This window comes from Citrobacter sp. ABFQG, from assembly GCF_004322975.1.
Classification (GTDB): Bacteria; Pseudomonadota; Gammaproteobacteria; order Enterobacterales; family Enterobacteriaceae; genus Citrobacter; species Citrobacter freundii.
The window spans coordinates 2,557,482-2,574,256 of record NZ_CP036435.1; the positions used below are offsets into that span (position 1 = coordinate 2,557,482).

Annotated in this window: 18 protein-coding genes, 1 tRNA gene and 2 other RNA genes; 12 read left to right on the forward strand and 9 right to left on the reverse strand. The window is 48.9% G+C overall.

What is annotated here, in order from left to right; all coding sequences use genetic code 11:
* Positions 1–166: 166 nt before the first annotated feature.
* The 4 genes from WN16_RS12375 to WN16_RS12390 all read right to left on the reverse strand — a co-directional run bounded on the left by WN16_RS12375 (position 167) and on the right by WN16_RS12390 (position 1,047).
* Positions 167–484 carry a hypothetical protein gene (locus WN16_RS12375; protein ID WP_127674221.1) on the reverse strand — a complete coding sequence of 106 codons (318 nt, stop codon included), beginning with the start codon at positions 482–484 and terminating at the stop codon, positions 167–169.
* A 112-nt stretch (positions 485–596) separates the two neighbouring features.
* A non-coding RNA gene (locus WN16_RS12380) (RtT sRNA) lies at positions 597–733 on the reverse strand.
* Between the two features lie 45 nt (positions 734–778).
* A non-coding RNA gene (locus tag WN16_RS12385) (RtT sRNA) lies at positions 779–915 on the reverse strand.
* Positions 916–959: 44 nt separating this feature from the next.
* Positions 960–1,047: transfer RNA gene (locus tag WN16_RS12390), tRNA-Ser, on the reverse strand.
* A gap of 236 nt (positions 1,048–1,283) precedes the next feature.
* Between WN16_RS12390 and ghrA the strand changes: the two genes are divergently transcribed.
* From ghrA to WN16_RS12410, 4 genes are all read left to right on the forward strand, one after another.
* Positions 1,284–2,222, forward strand: coding sequence for a glyoxylate/hydroxypyruvate reductase GhrA (gene ghrA, locus WN16_RS12395; protein ID WP_044700709.1), 939 nt, complete (start codon positions 1,284–1,286; stop codon positions 2,220–2,222).
* An 86-nt stretch (positions 2,223–2,308) separates the two neighbouring features.
* Positions 2,309–3,046 (forward strand): phosphatase, encoded by a 738-nt coding sequence (locus WN16_RS12400; RefSeq protein WP_003836800.1) that lies wholly within the window; start codon positions 2,309–2,311, stop codon positions 3,044–3,046.
* A gap of 23 nt (positions 3,047–3,069) precedes the next feature.
* On the forward strand, positions 3,070–3,624 hold the full coding sequence (locus WN16_RS12405; protein ID WP_003836798.1) for a molecular chaperone: 555 nt from the start codon (positions 3,070–3,072) through the stop codon (positions 3,622–3,624).
* 101 nt (positions 3,625–3,725) lie between these two features.
* Positions 3,726–4,208: a DUF1097 domain-containing protein gene (locus tag WN16_RS12410; RefSeq protein ID WP_044700707.1), complete on the forward strand. Its 483-nt coding sequence runs from the start codon at positions 3,726–3,728 to the stop codon at positions 4,206–4,208.
* A 46-nt stretch (positions 4,209–4,254) separates the two neighbouring features.
* Here the strand turns inward: WN16_RS12410 and csgG are convergent, their stop codons facing one another.
* The 4 genes from csgG to csgD are packed head-to-tail and all read right to left on the reverse strand — an operon-like array spanning position 4,255 to position 6,600.
* Positions 4,255–5,088, reverse strand: coding sequence for a curli production assembly/transport protein CsgG (gene csgG, locus WN16_RS12415; RefSeq protein ID WP_003036082.1), 834 nt, complete (start codon positions 5,086–5,088; stop codon positions 4,255–4,257).
* Between the two features lie 25 nt (positions 5,089–5,113).
* Complete coding sequence (gene csgF / locus WN16_RS12420; RefSeq protein WP_003036084.1) at positions 5,114–5,527, reverse strand: curli production assembly/transport protein CsgF; 414 nt, start codon at positions 5,525–5,527, stop codon at positions 5,114–5,116.
* A 25-nt stretch (positions 5,528–5,552) separates the two neighbouring features.
* A complete protein-coding gene (gene csgE, locus WN16_RS12425) occupies positions 5,553–5,945 on the reverse strand; it encodes a curli production assembly/transport protein CsgE (RefSeq protein WP_003036087.1) in 393 nt (130 codons plus the stop codon).
* Positions 5,946–5,949: 4 nt separating this feature from the next.
* Positions 5,950–6,600 (reverse strand): biofilm master transcriptional regulator CsgD, encoded by a 651-nt coding sequence (gene csgD, locus WN16_RS12430; RefSeq protein WP_003036091.1) that lies wholly within the window; start codon positions 6,598–6,600, stop codon positions 5,950–5,952.
* 761 nt (positions 6,601–7,361) lie between these two features.
* Here csgD and csgB point away from each other — a divergent pair.
* The 6 genes from csgB (at position 7,362) to WN16_RS12460 (ending at position 11,243) form a co-directional block, all read left to right on the forward strand.
* Positions 7,362–7,820, forward strand: a complete 459-nt coding sequence (csgB, locus tag WN16_RS12435) for a curli minor subunit CsgB (RefSeq protein ID WP_003036094.1) — start codon at positions 7,362–7,364, stop codon at positions 7,818–7,820.
* Between the two features lie 40 nt (positions 7,821–7,860).
* The gene (csgA, locus tag WN16_RS12440; RefSeq protein ID WP_003036098.1) at positions 7,861–8,310 is read left to right on the forward strand and encodes a curli major subunit CsgA; all 450 of its coding nucleotides are present in this window, start codon (positions 7,861–7,863) and stop codon (positions 8,308–8,310) included.
* Positions 8,311–8,371: 61 nt separating this feature from the next.
* Complete coding sequence (gene csgC / locus WN16_RS12445; protein ID WP_032948973.1) at positions 8,372–8,704, forward strand: curli assembly chaperone CsgC; 333 nt, start codon at positions 8,372–8,374, stop codon at positions 8,702–8,704.
* 152 nt (positions 8,705–8,856) lie between these two features.
* Complete coding sequence (locus WN16_RS12450) at positions 8,857–9,177, forward strand: type 1 fimbrial protein (protein ID WP_032948974.1); 321 nt, start codon at positions 8,857–8,859, stop codon at positions 9,175–9,177.
* A 100-nt stretch (positions 9,178–9,277) separates the two neighbouring features.
* Complete coding sequence (ymdB, locus tag WN16_RS12455) at positions 9,278–9,820, forward strand: O-acetyl-ADP-ribose deacetylase (RefSeq protein ID WP_003036110.1); 543 nt, start codon at positions 9,278–9,280, stop codon at positions 9,818–9,820.
* Positions 9,756–11,243 carry a phospholipase D family protein gene (locus tag WN16_RS12460; protein WP_088168950.1) on the forward strand — a complete coding sequence of 496 codons (1,488 nt, stop codon included), beginning with the start codon at positions 9,756–9,758 and terminating at the stop codon, positions 11,241–11,243. The genes ymdB and WN16_RS12460 overlap by 65 nt, the downstream gene beginning before the upstream one ends.
* 19 nt (positions 11,244–11,262) lie before the next feature.
* Here the strand turns inward: WN16_RS12460 and mdoC are convergent, their stop codons facing one another.
* Positions 11,263–12,423 (reverse strand): glucans biosynthesis protein MdoC, encoded by a 1,161-nt coding sequence (mdoC, locus tag WN16_RS12465; RefSeq protein ID WP_032936227.1) that lies wholly within the window; start codon positions 12,421–12,423, stop codon positions 11,263–11,265.
* Positions 12,424–12,694: 271 nt separating this feature from the next.
* Here mdoC and mdoG point away from each other — a divergent pair, with 271 nt between their 5' ends.
* On the forward strand, positions 12,695–14,230 hold the full coding sequence (gene mdoG, locus WN16_RS12475) for a glucans biosynthesis protein MdoG (RefSeq protein WP_003836790.1): 1,536 nt from the start codon (positions 12,695–12,697) through the stop codon (positions 14,228–14,230).
* Positions 14,223–16,751, forward strand: a complete 2,529-nt coding sequence (gene mdoH / locus WN16_RS12480) for a glucans biosynthesis glucosyltransferase MdoH (RefSeq protein ID WP_003036122.1) — start codon at positions 14,223–14,225, stop codon at positions 16,749–16,751. Before mdoG ends, mdoH begins: the two co-directional genes overlap by 8 nt.
* The last annotated feature ends 24 nt before the right edge of the window (positions 16,752–16,775 follow it).

Sequence of the window (16,775 nt, forward strand, 5' to 3'; positions counted from 1 at the left end):
CCGAGCTTCCAGGACAAAAGGTGTTCGCTCCTAAATAAGACAGGAATTAGATTTATAAACAATCAGTTAAATTCGTTTTAGAGATTGTGGCACAGGGACAATCATGCGGGATAATTCATTTTGCAGATCAATTTTTACGTAATCGATCGACGAAATCGATCGATGCTTACACCCCTGTATTACACACCATTCGTGATGCTGCCGGACTCACAACACCTGGCCAGCATTCCTTGCTTAAGCGCATCATTACCGGGTGCAATGCCGCGCTGGAATAAATTAAAGCGATGCTCCACCAGCTTGCTGATATCTCAGCACAACCGGGAGTATTGGCGGGCAAACTGCGCAGGACTAGGCAATGGATGATGGCTTCCGCTGCTGGTTGCTTGAGAAAGAGTAAACCGCTATGAAGGTCATTACCTGCAATCTGGACCGGAGGATCTGGCGTGATTTGTTGAAGATATCCGGCATGATAAGTCTCATGCATGCCGCTACCAGCGATAAGTAGAGCAGAAACCTTGAGCGGGGCGATATCCCTGCCATGCTGTGCAACATACGAAAAAAAAGCCCGTACTTGCGTACGAGCTCTTCTTTAAATATGGCGGTGAGGCGGGGATTGACTCGCTTCGCTCGCCCTGCGGGCAGCCTGTTCGCTGTGCTCTCTGTCTGTCCAACTGGCTGCGCCAGTAGTCGAACCCCGGTCCGGGCTTCTCATCCCCGCCAGGCTGTGCAATATGCGAAAAAAAAAGCCCGTACTTGCGTACGAGCTCTTTTTTAAATATGGCGGTGAGGCGGGGATTGACTCGCTTCGCTCGCCCTGCGGGCAGCCTGTTCGCTATGCTCTCAGTCTGTCCAACTGGCTGCGCCAGTAGTCGAACCCCGGTCCGGGCTTCTCATCCCCGCCAGGCTATGCAATATGCGAAAAAAAAGCCCGTACTTGCATACGAGCTCTTCTTTAAATATGGCGGTGAGGCGGGGATTCGAACCCCGGATACGTTGCCGTATACACACTTTCCAGGCGTGCTCCTTCAGCCACTCGGACACCTCACCATATTGTTGTTCCTGTGCTACCGGAACGGGCGCTAATGTAGGGGAAACACCGCCCCGTCGTCAATCAACTTTTTGAAAAAAATGTGCATTTACACAAACTTCAAGCAACATGGAGCATAAATAAGCGGGAATTGTTTTTTTTGCCAGCATCCTAAAATTTGCTACTCTGATGTTCCCTCGGAAAATGATGATAATAAGTGCGAGAAAGTTCCGCACAACAATGTTCAGGAGACAATGTGGATATAATTTTCTATCACCCAACATTCGATACGACCTGGTGGATTAATGCGTTGGCAAAGGCAATACCTGGTGCAAACGTACGTGAGTGGAAAGCGGGTGATAATGCACATGCTGACTATGCGCTGGTCTGGCATCCGCCGGTTGAAATGCTCGCAGGACGAAAATTAAAAGCCGTATTTGCGCTAGGCGCGGGCGTCGATTCTATTCTCAGTAAACTCAATGCTCATCCGGAAATGTTGGATGCGTCGATCCCGCTTTTCCGTCTGGAAGATACGGGTATGGGCCTGCAAATGCAGGAATATGCGGTTAGTCAGGTGCTGCACTGGTTTCGTCGCTTTGATGATTATCAGGCATTGAAAAATCAGGCGAAATGGCAACCGTTGCCAGAATATACTCGTGAGGAGTTTACCGTCGGGATCATGGGAGCAGGGGTATTGGGCGCAAAAGTTGCCGAAAGCCTGCAAGCATGGGGATTCCCACTGCGCTGCTGGAGCCGTTCGCGTAAATCCTGGTCTGGCGTGGAAAGCTTCGCCGGTACTGAGGAACTGGGCGCGTTTTTGAGCCAAACTCGTGTGCTTATCAACCTCCTGCCTAATACGGCAGAAACCGTAGGTATTATTAACGCTGATTTACTTAGCCAATTGCTGGATGGCGCCTACGTGCTGAACCTGGCGCGTGGTGTTCATCTCAATGAAGACGATCTTCTGGCATCGCTGGACAGCGGCAAGGTGAAAGGTGCCATGCTGGATGTCTATAGCCGTGAACCGCTGCCGGAAACCAGTCCTCTGTGGAAACATCCGCGTGTGGCAATGACGCCGCATATTGCCGCGGTAACGCGACCAGCAGAGGCTGTGGACTATATTTCCCGCACGATTTTGGACCTGGAGAGCAGGAAATCCGTAACGGGTCAGGTCGATCGCGTTCGGGGATACTAATGCTAACCCGGCGGATGCCGGGTTTCAGCTAATAAATAGCGGCGATACCTGCTATCCTTGACGAAAAATGACTACAGGAGAGAGTTATGTATCCCGTTGACCTGCATATGCATACCGTCGCCAGCACCCACGCCTACAGCACCTTAAGTGATTACATCGCTGAAGCCCGTCGCAAAGGCATCAAGCTGTTTGCTATTACCGATCATGGACCGGACATGGCGGACGCGCCTCACCACTGGCACTTTATCAATATGCGTATTTGGCCACGTGTTGTAGATGGCGTAGGGATCCTGCGCGGCATTGAGGCGAATATTAAGAATATTGAAGGCGAAATTGACTGTTCAGGTCCGATGTTTACCTCTCTGGACCTCATTATTGCGGGCTTCCATGAGCCAGTTTTTGCACCTCACGATAAAGAAACCAATACCCAGGCAATGATAGCCACGATGGCCAGCGGTAATGTGCACATCATTAGCCATCCGGGAAATCCCAAGTATCCGGTTGATATTACTGCAATTGCCCAGGCGGCGGCAAAGTACCAGGTTGCACTGGAAATCAATAACTCTTCGTTTTTGCATTCGCGTAAGGGCAGTGAGGATAATTGTCGTGCGGTTGCTGCGGCTGTGCGCGATGCTGGCGGCTGGGTGGCATTAGGGTCGGATTCACATACTGCTTTCACGCTGGGAGAATTTGGCGAATGCCGTAAAATCCTGGATGATGTTAATTTCCCTGAAGACAGAATTTTAAACGTCACACCTAAACGCCTGTTGGCGTTTCTGGAATCGCGAGGCATGGAGCCGATCGCGGAATTTGCTGAACTGTAATTGTTACTAACTGGAATATATCAATGAACGAGTTTTCTATCCTGTGTCGTGTACTGGGCTCGCTGTTTTATCGCCAACCGCAGGACCCTTTACTGGTTCCCCTGTTTACCTTAATTAGTGAAGGTAAACTGTCTGCCAACTGGCCGCTGGAACAGGACGAACTGCTCACTCGTCTGCAGAAGAGCTGCGATATGCCCCAACTGGCTGCAGATTACAACGCGCTGTTTGTCGGTGAAGAGTGTGCTGTGCCGCCTTATCGTAGCGCCTGGGTAGAAGGGGCGAAAGAATCGGATGTTCGTGCATTTCTTTCTGCCCGCGGCATGCCGCTGGCAGATACGCCGGCAGATCACATTGGTACGCTGTTGCTGGCGGCTTCATGGCTTGAAGACCAGTCTGCGGAAGATGAAAGTGAGGCGCTTGAAACCTTGTTTGTAGACTACCTGCTGCCCTGGTGTGGTACGTTCCTTGGCAAAGTTGAGGCGCACGCAAACACGCCGTTCTGGCGTACCATGGCGCCGCTAACACGTGATGCTATTAGTGCAATGTGGGACGAGTTGCAGGAAGATACTGACGAATAAATGTGATTTAAATCACTTTAAGCTGCAACGCTAATTATATGCTTGCATAAATTGTGTGCACGATCTCATTCCTATGCCGTTTTTCTGCTAAGATACGCGGCATGAACATACTTCTCTCAATTGCAATCACAACGGGCATTCTCTCTGGGATCTGGGGATGGGTGGCCGTTTCTCTTGGCTTACTCAGTTGGGCTGGCTTTCTGGGGTGCACGGCCTATTTCGCCTGCCCGCAAGGTGGGCTAAAAGGACTGTGGATCTCGGCGTGTACGCTGCTAAGCGGTGTGGTGTGGGCGTTGGTGATTATTAACGGTAGCGCGCTTGCCCCGCATATGGACATTATTGGTTATGTCATGACGGGAATTGTCGCGTTTCTGATGTGTATCCAGGCAAAGCAATGGTTGCTTTCATTTGTACCGGGCACGTTTATTGGCGCATGTGCAACATTTGCAGGGCAGGGCGACTGGCGACTGGTTGTACCGTCACTGGTACTGGGCCTGATATTCGGCTATGCGATGAAAAACAGTGGTCTGTGGCTGGCATCTCGCCGTGAAAATCGAATATCGCCGACGCTGACCAGTAAATAAAAAAGCGTGAGGGTTTTCCTCACGCTTTTTATGCAGTAAAGATCCATCAGGATTCTGGCGGTACCGACATATGGCGGTATTTAACCAGAATGTCATTATCAACTTGTTTCTTATCCTGCAAATCCCACAATCCGCGATCGATGCCGTCATTAATTAAGAAGATAACGCCTGTTTCAATCGCTGACATCAGACAAAGCATAACCGGTTCGTTAGAGGTGTAGCCAATTTCACCTTCCAACAGACGCTGGTAGTCAATAAAGCGGAACACTCCAGCCTGTACTTCATAAGACAAAATGGTTTTACTGGTGTTCACTGACGACAGGATCTCACCGGTGCTGACGTTAACTACGCGCAGGTTTACCGCTATCTGGTCGAGCTGGTATTGCGTATCGGCGCCAATACCGAAATAACGCGCACCGACACCACCCGATTTAACGTTGCTTTCATAACCGATAATTGACCCTTCCACCATGACGTTTGCTGCGGTCAGGGACTGTAGCGGGATCCGGTTATTAATCGCAACCGTACCGTTTTCCTGAGCCGCACGAATGATTTTACGTTCGTTCAGCAAGTTCTGTAGCCCCTGACGTTCCAGAGGGACGAACCAACGAGAATCTTTCAATGCGGTGACAAGCATAGCCGTGGCGCTTTGCGGGACGGCGGTAGAGAAGTTACTTGCCGGGTAAGGTTTAAATTGGCCAGTCTCATCCTGAATGTTGTATACCGACACAAAGATCTTACCTGTAGGCATAGGCAGATGCGTCAAATCTTTATAGCTTTGGGCCCGGGGCATTAATGTCGGCTTAGCGGCTTCTTGAGGCGGAGCTGTTAAACATCCGCTGAGTAAAATTACTGCCACCATGATAAGTAAGCGCTGCATGATTTTTTCCTTTCGTGGCTATAATTTAGAAATCGGTCGACTGATTTTGTAAACCCGACACTTCAATAGTCGACGTTCTCCCCGTTTTCCTGTCCGTGACATTCAGTTGCAGTTGCCCATCCCGGTTGGCGATATCAACGATAAAATCGCTGGTTACCATCCTCCCCGGTTTACCGGTATTGATATTGGTGAGCAAGCCACCGAGTATTTGCGACTGTATTGCCTGGGTAAAGTTATCCAGTGCTGATGGGGTTTCAATCCCGTAATCGCCAGCACTCGGATCCTTATACGAGTTTTGCGCCTGAGCGCTGTTCAGTAAAAAAGAGCCGTTGTTTGGGTTGCCACCAAAGTTAGGGTTGCGGAACTGGAACGTCATATTTCCGGCCCAACTTAATGGTGAAATCAGCATGAGCAAAACCACTGCATGTTTGACACGCATGAAAGCCTCCGGACTAAATCATGTTTTAGAATTCATCGCGCGCTAAATCGCTCGTACTTAATAGCGTTTGATCTATTTGCCGACGATTTAATGCTTCCTCAGTTTCTGCCAATGCGAAGACCACAATTTTGTCGAAGTCTCTTTTCGTCGGGAATAAAAAAGTCTGGAAGATAACGTCCTGATTGACAGTTATGGTGATCCAACTTCCCCAACGTGCACTGGGCCTTTCATTAATGGTTAAGTTTCCTGTGTACTTACTTTCCCACTTGTCACTAAAGGCACGATAAAAATCATGGCCAATGGAAGAGACAGTGTGGTCAGTCAACAGTCCGGGAACCTCCACCTCTACAGCAGCGTGTAGATTCCCGGCAGCAAGGAACAAATTTGCTGCCACAATCCAGGACAAATAGCTTTTCATGGCTTTATCGCCTGAGGTTATCATTGGCCCACGAGACCGCCTGCGTACGATTTTTGACAGCTATCTTTTTGAAAAGATTATAAAGATGTGTTTTAACCGTATTTTCACTAATAAATAGTGAACGCGCGATTTCAATATTTGAGGCGCCAATACGCAGTTTATTAAGGATCTCTTTTTCACGGTGCGTAAGTAATGCCGACTCCGTGCTGTTATAGCGGTAGTTCCCGGAATGCGTGATCAGGTAGCTGGCGAGCTTTTGTGAAAAGTAGCATTCGCCACGCAACACACCTTGCAATCCGCTGACGACACGCTGCTCATCTTCCGTTGCGTAGAATACGCCATTGATATGCGGCCAGTTTTCAATATCCCGATAAGGATAATCATCTGGGGTATTCAACAATAACGTCTTTATATTGTTGTTTTTTCTGCTCAAATTATCTTGCCAGTAATGGATCAGTTTTTTGTCTGCCTCCATCATGTCCAGTAGAACAATGCAGCTGGAGGAAATATCATCCAGAGAACGTTGAATATTATGTAGTTTTCCGGTTAACGCCAGCGATTGTTTTAAATGCTGTAATAACGCAGTTGCCTGCAGGGATGGTTTAGTGATCAACAATAATGTATGACCATGAATACTATGGACTTCATTAAACATGATGAAACTCCACTTTTTTAGTCGCACACCTGACAGCTGTCTCTACTAAAATAGAGGCACCAGAAGTACTGACAGATGTTGCACTGCTGTGTAGAAATAAAATATCGACCCAACGGGGTGAAAATATTAAAACAAATGGACTTCAACTGATTTCAATCTAGCTATTACAAATCTTAAAGCAAGTGTTAAACATGTTACAGAATGTAAATTTATATATTAAAATGTGATTTTTGGGTTTTTTAGAAGTTTAGATTTGATAGTAAAGTTGTACATTTTGGCGATACTGCATAGATTTAAAAAATCATACAAATTATAATATGGTATTGATTATTAAGAGTTAAATTTATGCTTAGATGGTTTTTGATTTCTAATGAATTCCGATCTTTTTGTCTTACTTTAAGTTGAACAATTTTAGATAGAAAAAAATGACGCTTGTCACGACTTGCACTGCTAACTATCGAAGTACCTCGCTACGAGGCCCAGAAAACGCGGAAAACGCGTTTTTTTTGTTACTGCATAGAAATTCATTCACCGGGTTAAAAAAGAAATGAAATCCAGAGCTGTAACGGTATTGTTCGCTGTTAATTAGTACTTTGGGGTGAATCTGAATATAAAAATACAACTGGCGGGTGAGTTATTTAAAATGTTTCCGCAGACATAATCTTCATCGTAACGTGGCGTTAACAAATGTAAGTCATGTTAACAACAATTTGAGTGGTAATTAATTTAACTTCATGTACGACCAGGTCCAGGGTGACAACATGAAAAACAAGTTGTTATTTATGATGTTTACAATGCTGGGTGTGCCTGGGATTGCAGCCGCGACTACAAGTTATGATTTAGCTAATTCAGAATATAACTTTGCGGTAAATGAATTAAGTAAGTCTTCATTTAATCAGGCAGCCATTATTGGTCAGGTTGGCACTGCGAACAGTGCAAATACCCGCCAGGGGGGCTCGAAGTTATTGTCAGTCATTTCGCAAGAAGGTTCTGGTAATCGAGCGAAAACAGACCAGACGGGATCATATAACTTTGCATATATTGATCAAACGGGTAGTTCCAATGATGCGAGTATTAAACAAGGTTCATACGGTAATACGGCGGTAATTATCCAGAAAGGCTCTGGTAATAAAGCCAATATTACCCAGTACGGTACACAAAAAACAGCAGTTGTGGTGCAGAGACAGTCGCAAATGGCAATTCGCGTGACTCAACGCTAATCCATTAACGACGTTTAAATCAATCCGATGGGGGTTTACCATGAAACTTTTAAAAGTGGCAGCATTCGCAGCAATCGTAGTTTCTGGCAGTGCTCTGGCTGGTGTTGTTCCGCAATGGGGCGGCAATCATCATGGTGGTGGCAGTAATTATGGCCCAGACTCTTCACTGAGTATCTACCAATATGGGTCAAACAACTCTGCAAATGCTCTGCAAAGTGATGCGCGTAAATCAGATGTCACCATCACACAACACGGGCGTGGCAACGGAGCTGTTGTTGGCCAGGGTGCTGATGACAGTACCATTAGCCTGAAACAGACCGGCTTCCAGAACAGTGCCACTATCGATCAGTGGAATGCAAAAAATGCTGATATTAGCGTGACCCAGTTCGGTGGCCGCAACGGTGCGTTGGTTAATCAGACAGCCTCTGACTCCAATGTGCTGATTCAGCAGGTTGGCTTTGGTAACAACGCTACAGCTAACCAACACTAATTCAGTTTTCTGACTGATAATAAACAGGGCGTGAGCCCTGTTTTTTTTTCGGGAGAATATGATGCATACGCTATTACTCATTGCCGCGCTGGCAAATCAAATAACATTCAATACAACTCAGCAAGGTGATATGTACACCATTATTCCTCAGGTGACGTTAACTCAACCGTGCGTATGTGAGGTACAAGTCCTCGCCATACGTAAAGGGTCCGGGGGACAAAGCCAATCGCAGCAGAAAACAAGCCTTTCGGTCCCCGCTAATCGGCCGATTGAATTAACTAAACTGAGTTTTAATATTTCACCTGAGGATTCGGTCAAGATTATCGTTACCGTTTCGGATGGGCAGTCTCTGCATCTGTCTCAGCAATGGCCAGATTCAAACGGTCACCCGTGATTTTTTTGATGTATTTGCATTAAGGGTGTGGCTGGGAATGCACTGCTGTTCTATGAATATAGAGACGTTTGAACGTTTTAATTTGATCGTTAATCACAGCGGCGAAGGATCATTTCGATCCCTCAAGGATGGCTAATCATTGAGGAACCCTTATGTGTACATTATTAAAGCGTTTTTTTAGTATCAGCTTGTGCAGCATTTCTCTTTTTACCCTCCCCGCAATGGCGCAACAAATCTCAACCGGCGGGGTTATTCATTTTCGCGGTGCAATAGTTGAATCACCTTGCGATGTTAACGCTCGGCAGCAGCAAATTGAATTGTCATGTATGCGCGACGGCACCACCCGTAATAGTCTCTACAGTCAGCAACAGGTCGCGACTGCCCCTCAAAATGTGCAGCAAATTGCCACAGTCAAAATGCACTATCTCAATGAACAGAAAAACATGGCAATTCTTAACATTGAATATAAATGAATCATTCCGGCGTACATATGCACACGTTTGGTTAAAAAGTGAGATTTCCGGGAAAACCCTGCTGTACACTTAACAAATAGTGTTTGGTCAGGGGGAACTTATGCAATCACGTGTTCATGTGTTACATGGCGATATTACGACGATCGCTGTTGATGTGATTGTCAACGCGGCGAATCCATCGCTATTGGGCGGAGGTGGCGTCGATGGAGCGATTCATCGCGCTGCAGGGCCTGCGTTGCTGGCGGCCTGCAAACAGGTTATCCAGCAACAGGGCGAATGCCCAACCGGTCATGCGGTTATCACCCTGGCGGGAAACTTGCCCGCCAGAGCAGTGATCCACACCGTGGGGCCCGTATGGCAGGGTGGCGATCATCATGAAGCTGAACGCCTCGAAGAGGCTTACTTTAATAGCTTGCAACTGGCCTTAGCCAATGGTTATCAATCCATTGCTTTTCCAGCAATAAGCACCGGTGCTTATGGTTACCCCCGCGCTGCAGCGGCAGAGATCGCGGTGAAAACGGTGTTGAAATTTATCACCCGACGTACGCTTCCCGATCAAATATACTTCGTGTGCTTTGATGAAGAAAACGCTCGGCTATACAAGAGATTACTTACCCAGCAAGGCGATGAACGCACGGACTGATATGACGCGACTTGAGCGTGCCATCACGCCACTTTGTGAAAACCACCCGGGAGAATGCGGCATTCTGACGTTGGATGACAGCCTGGATGCATTTGCTGCTCGCTATCGGTTGACGGAAATGGCGGAACGTACCCTGGATGTTCAGTATTACATCTGGGAAAGCGACATGTCCGGGCTATTACTATTTTCCGTTTTGCTGGCCGCGGCGAAGCGGGGCGTCCGGGTGCGTTTGTTGCTGGATGATAACAACACGCCAGGTCTGGATGATACGCTGCGTTTGCTGGACAATCACCCTAATATAGAAATCCGTCTGTTTAATCCCTTTTCCTTTCGTATCCTGCGTGCACTGGGCTATTTAACCGATTTTGCCCGGTTGAATCGACGTATGCACAATAAAAGTTATACCGCTGACGGCGTCGTAACTCTCGTGGGCGGGCGAAATATCGGCGATGCCTATTTTGGTACAGGCGAACAACCGCTGTTTTCCGATCTGGATGTTATGGCTATCGGGCCGGTGGTCCAGGATGTTGCAGACGACTTTGAGCGTTACTGGCACTGCCGCTCGGTTTCAACATTGCAAAACGTACTTGAGGTGGCTGAGCCAGCTTCAACGCAAAAAATCGAACTTCCAGAATCCTGGTATAACGATGACATCACGCGTCGCTATCTACATAAGCTGGAAACCAGCCAGTTTATGACCCACCTCGATCAGAGGTCGCTACCGCTGATTTGGGCGAGAACGCGCTTGCTGAGTGATGATCCCGCAAAAGGAGAGGGGAAAGCGCCGCGCCACTCACTATTACCGCAGCGTTTGTTTGACGTGATGGGATCTCCCACCGAGCGTATTGATATTATTTCCGCCTACTTTGTACCAACTCGCGCCGGCGTGGCGCAGCTCCTGAGACTGGTGAGAAAAGGCGTTAAGATCGCGATTTTAACTAATTCTCTGGCGGCGAATGATGTCGCAGTCGTTCACGCAGGCTATGCACGCTGGCGAAAAAAGCTCTTGCGCTACGGTGTGGAGTTATACGAGCTCAAACCAACCCGCGATCGCGTTTCAGCAGTACATGACCGGGGATTAACCGGTAATTCAGGCTCCAGCCTGCATGCGAAAACCTTCAGTATTGACGGTCGTAAAGTGTTTATCGGATCGCTTAATTTTGATCCCCGTTCAACGCTGCTCAATACGGAAATGGGGTTTGTGATTGAGAGTGAAGTACTGGCCGAGTTGATTCATAAACGTTTTATGCAAAGCCAGCGTGAAATAGCCTGGCAACTACGTCTTGATCGGTGGGGAAGAATCAATTGGGTCGACAGACATTCTGGCAGTGAACAAGTACTGAAAAAAGAACCCGCCACAGGATTCTGGAAGCGGGTGCTGGTAAAGTTGGCGTCCGTGTTGCCCATTGAATGGTTGCTCTGAACCATTCAATGCAAGAAAACTAACCGGCCACGGCCTTGTTTTTATCCTGCCTGACGGCTGGTTTACCCGAAAAGAGAAACTTCAGCACCGGGATCCGTAAATGGATTTCGTACAGTATTACCGCAATCCCGACCACAAACAGCAGACCGCAGAGAAAACCCAGCAGATTCGACTTGATATGCGGTGTGATGTAAGCGCCAAAAAACAGCGTTAACGGATGATGCACCAGATAGATAAACAGAGATGCGTTGACAAAATAGGTCACGCGGGCTGACTGGAAATTCAGCAAACGGTGACCAAGTGAAAAGACGACGTTCACCATCCACAGGCCCATGACCATGGTAATAACATATTCGGTTTCATACATCCAGGCATCGCCGTTGCCGTAACGTTGATTGAGCAGATAGGCGACAAATGCGCATGCGGCGCCCAGCGTGCAGCCGCGCGATGGCGTGGTAAACAGCGCTTTCAGATTAGGATTGATAAACGCAAGCGCACCGAGCATAAAGAAAGGCACATAAAACAACGTTTGCATAACGATAAAATTAAACATGCCATCGCTGAGAATCGAAGGGTAGAGGATGAAAATCGTCCTTCTGACGGCGGCATAACCGAAACCCAGCACTGCAAAAATCAGCGTTAACTTCGTCATTGACACCGAAGGCGCGCTGCCGACGTCGCTTTGCGTCAATCTGTGTTTCATCTGGGTAAACACCCACATGCTCAGGGTTGTTAACACCACGAGAACCAGTAAAAACCACAGATGGGAAATCAGCTCCCAGGCCAGCGCGTTGTATTTATCGTAGCCGCTGAGGGTATGCCAGCTGTCTGCTTTGCCTTTCACGTATTGCAGCATGATAAATTGCGGCAGTGTAAGCAGCGGAATCGCAGTCAGCATAGGGATCCCCACGCGTTCTACACGCACTTTCCACCAGCGCTTTATCGGATAGCGTAGAAATAGCATGTAGGAAAAATAACCCGAAATGACAAAGAAGACTTGCATGCGAAAAGCATGGATAAAGTCATTGAACAAGGTCAACCACCACGATGGTTCTGCGCTGTTCACGTGCCATGTGTGGGTGGAGTAGATCAATGAAATATGAAACGGGATCCCTAACAACATTAGCCAGGCACGGATGGAGTCAAGAAAATATTCGCGTGGTGGTGATACAGAGCTCATAGACAGTTATGTATTCTCAGACTTTTCGTCTTATCCCTAAGACGAATAATGGTTACATTCGAGGGCAACCCTACACGAAGTCTAACAACCTGTCTCCAGGATAAGCACGCAAAGTGAAAACAGGCAGACGAACCTGCTTAAACCATGAGCCAGCGCGCGAACAATACAGGGATTCAGTTGTCGGAATACCCGATTATCCATTAAAATGGATCGGATCAATATAAGCACACAAAGGGGGAAGTGCTTACTAATTATGAAACATAAACTACAAATGATGAAAATGCGTTGGTTGGGTGCAGCAGTCATGTTAACGCTGTACACATCATCAAGCTGGGCATTCAGCATTGATGATGTTGCAAAACAAGCTCAATCCTTAGCCGATAAAGGCTATGAGGCGCCAAAAAGTAACTTGCCCTCCGTTTTCCGCGACATGAAATATGCGGATTATCAGCAGATCCAGTTTAATCGCGATAAAGCCTACTGGAGCAATCTCAAGACCCCATTTAAGCTCGAGTTCTACCACCAGGGTATGTACTTCGACACGCCGGTCAAAATCAACGAAGTGACCGCTACTGCGGTGAAAAGAATCAAATACAGCCCGGATTACTTTAATTTCGGCGATGTTCAGCATGATAAAGACACGGTAAAAGATCTCGGTTTCGCCGGGTTCAAAGTGCTGTATCCGATCAACAGCAAAGATAAAAACGACGAAATCGTCAGCATGCTCGGTGCCAGCTATTTCCGTGTTCTGGGTGCAGGCCAGGTCTACGGCCTTTCTGCGCGCGGTCTCGCGATTGATACCGCTCTGCCTTCTGGTGAAGAATTTCCCCGCTTTCGTGAGTTTTGGATCGAGCGTCCGAAACCAACTGATAAACGTCTAACTATTTATGCCTTACTGGATTCTCCGCGTGCTACAGGAGCGTATCGCTTTGTCATCATTCCTGGTCGTGACACGGTAGTCGATGTTCAGTCCAAAGTTTATCTGCGCGACAAAGTAGGCAAACTTGGCGTGGCACCGTTAACCAGTATGTTCCTGTATGGACCGAACCAGCCTTCTCCGACGACTAACTATCGTCCAGAACTGCATGACTCTAACGGTTTGTCCATCCACGCTGGTAACGGCGAATGGATTTGGCGTCCGCTGAATAACCCGAAACATCTCGCGGTGAGCAGCTTTGCTATGGAAAATCCGCAAGGTTTCGGTCTGTTGCAGCGTGGCCGTCAGTTCTCGCGTTTTGAAGACATCGACGATCGTTACGATCTGCGCCCGAGCGCCTGGATCACGCCAAAAGGCGATTGGGGCAAAGGTAAGATTGAGTTAGTTGAAATTCCAACTAACGATGAAACGAACGATAACATCGTTGCGTACTGGACCCCGGATCAGCTGCCTGAAGCCGGTAAAGAAATGAACTTTAAATATACCCTGACGTTCACGCGTGATGAAGACAAGCTTCATGCGCCTGATAACGCCTGGGTACAGCAGACACGTCGTTCTACCGGTGATGTTAAACAGTCCAATCTCATTCGTCAGCCTGACGGTACCATCGCGTTTGTGGTGGACTTTTCCGGCACCGATATGAAAAAGCTGCCGCAGGATACGCCGGTTACTGCACAAACCAGTATTGGTGACAACGGTGAAATCGTTGAAAACACCGTGCGCTACAACCCGGTCACTAAAGGTTGGCGTTTGGTATTGCGCGTGAAAGTGAAAGACGTGAAGAAAACCACTGAAATGCGTGCTGCCCTGGTCAATGCAGATCAGACGCTGAGTGAAACCTGGAGCTACCAGTTACCTGCCAATGAATAAGACAACTGAGTATATTGACGCAATGCCGCTTTCGGATATCGAAAAAGCGGCACTGCCGAAAACTGACATCCGCGCCGTTCATCAGGCGCTGGATGCTGAGCATCGTACGTACTCGCGCGAAGATGATTCACCGCAGGGTTCTGTAAAAGCTCGTCTTGAGCAAGCATGGCCGGATTCTCTGGCTAAAGAGCAGTTGGTTAAGGACGATGAGGGGCGCGATCAGCTACAGGCGATGCCAAAAGCAACGCGTACCTCTATGTTCCCCGATCCCTGGCGTACCAACCCGGTTGGCCGTTTTTGGGATCGTCTGCGTGGGCGCGATGTGACTCCGCGTTATCTTTCGCGTTTGACGAAAGAAGAACAAGAGAGCGAGCAAAAATGGCGTACCGTAGGCACCATCCGCCGCTATACGCTGTTGATCTTAACGCTGGCGCAAACGGTCGTTGCAACCTGGTATATGAAGACGATCCTTCCTTATCAGGGGTGGGCATTCATTAATCCTGCAGACATGATGGGGCAGGATTTGTGGGTCTCCTTTATGCAACTGCTGCCCTACATGCTCCAGACCGGCATTCTTATTTTGTTTGCCGTACTTTTCTGTTGGGTATCAGCGGGATTCTGGACCGCGCTGATGGGCTTCCTGCAATTGCTGATTGGACGGGATAAGTACAGTATCTCGGCCTCAACGGTCGGGGATGAACCGTTGAATCCTGAACACCGTACGGCGTTGATTATGCCTATCTGTAACGAGGACGTTGATCGCGTATTCGCGGGACTTCGCGCCACGTGGGAGTCGGTCAAAGCAACGGGCAACGCTGAGCATTTCGATGTTTACATTCTGAGCGACAGCTACAATCCTGATATCTGCGTGGCAGAACAAAAAGCTTGGATGGAGCTGATTGCCGAAGTGCAGGGCGAAGGACAGATTTTCTACCGCCGTCGTCGTCGTCGCGTGAAGCGTAAAAGCGGCAACATTGATGACTTCTGCCGTCGCTGGGGAAATCAGTACAGCTACATGGTTGTGCTGGATGCGGATTCAGTGATGAGCGGTGACTGTCTGAGCGGCCTGGTGCGCCTGATGGAAGCGAATCCGAATGCCGGGATTATCCAGTCTTCACCGAAGGCTTCCGGTATGGATACGCTGTATGCGCGCTGCCAACAGTTTGCGACCCGTGTTTATGGGCCGCTGTTTACTGCCGGGCTTCACTTCTGGCAGTTAGGCGAATCACACTACTGGGGCCACAACGCAATTATCCGCGTGAAGCCGTTTATCGAGCACTGTGCGCTCGCGCCGTTACCGGGCGAAGGTTCGTTTGCGGGATCGATTCTCTCCCATGACTTCGTGGAAGCGGCCTTGATGCGTCGCGCTGGCTGGGGCGTGTGGATTGCCTACGATCTACCGGGCTCTTATGAAGAGCTACCGCCGAACCTGCTGGATGAACTCAAGCGTGACCGTCGCTGGTGCCACGGCAACCTGATGAACTTCCGTCTGTTCCTGGTTAAGGGGATGCACCCGGTTCACCGTGCGGTGTTCCTGACTGGTGTGATGTCCTATCTGTCCGCGCCGCTGTGGTTTATGTTCCTCGCGCTCTCTACCGCATTGCAGGTGGTACATGCGTTGACGGAACCGCAGTACTTCCTGCAACCGCGTCAGCTATTCCCGGTATGGCCGCAATGGCGACCTGAACTGGCGATCGCGCTGTTTGCTTCAACGATGGTGCTGTTGTTCCTGCCGAAGTTGCTGAGTATTTTGCTCATCTGGTGTAAAGGGACGAAAGAGTACGGTGGGTTCATCCGCGTTACGCTGTCGCTGCTGCTGGAGGTTCTGTTCTCCGTGCTGCTGGCACCGGTGCGCATGCTGTTCCATACCGTCTTCGTCGTGAGCGCTTTCCTCGGTTGGGAAGTGGTGTGGAATTCGCCGCAGCGCGATGACGATTCCACCCCATGGGGTGAAGCGTTTATGCGTCACGGTTCTCAGTTACTGTTGGGGCTGGTGTGGGCTGTGGGTATGGCCTGGCTGGATCTGCGTTTCCTGTTCTGGCTGGCACCGATTGTCTTCTCGCTGATCCTGTCGCCGTTTGTTTCAGTGATTTCCAGCCGTTCCACGGTGGGGTTACGTACCAAGCGCTGGAAGCTGTTCCTGATCCCGGAAGAGTATTCCCCGCCGCAGGTGCTGGTGGATACCGATACTTATCTGGTGATGAACCGTAAACGTACGCTGGACGATGGCTTTATGCATGCGGTGTTTAACCCGTCGTTTAACGCACTGGCCACGGCCATGGCGACTGCACGCCACCGCGCCAGCAACGTGCTGGAGATTGCACGCGATCGCCATGTGGAACAGGCGCTGAACGAAACGCCGGAGAAACTGAATCGCGATCGCCGCCTTGTATTGTTGAGCGATCCGGTGACCATGGCACGTTTACATTATCGCGTCTGGAATTCACCTGATAAGTATTCTTCGTGGGTGAACTACTATCAGGGATTGACTCTGAACCCGTTGGCGCTCAGGAAAAAATAAGCGTTCTGTAACGTGAAAATACCG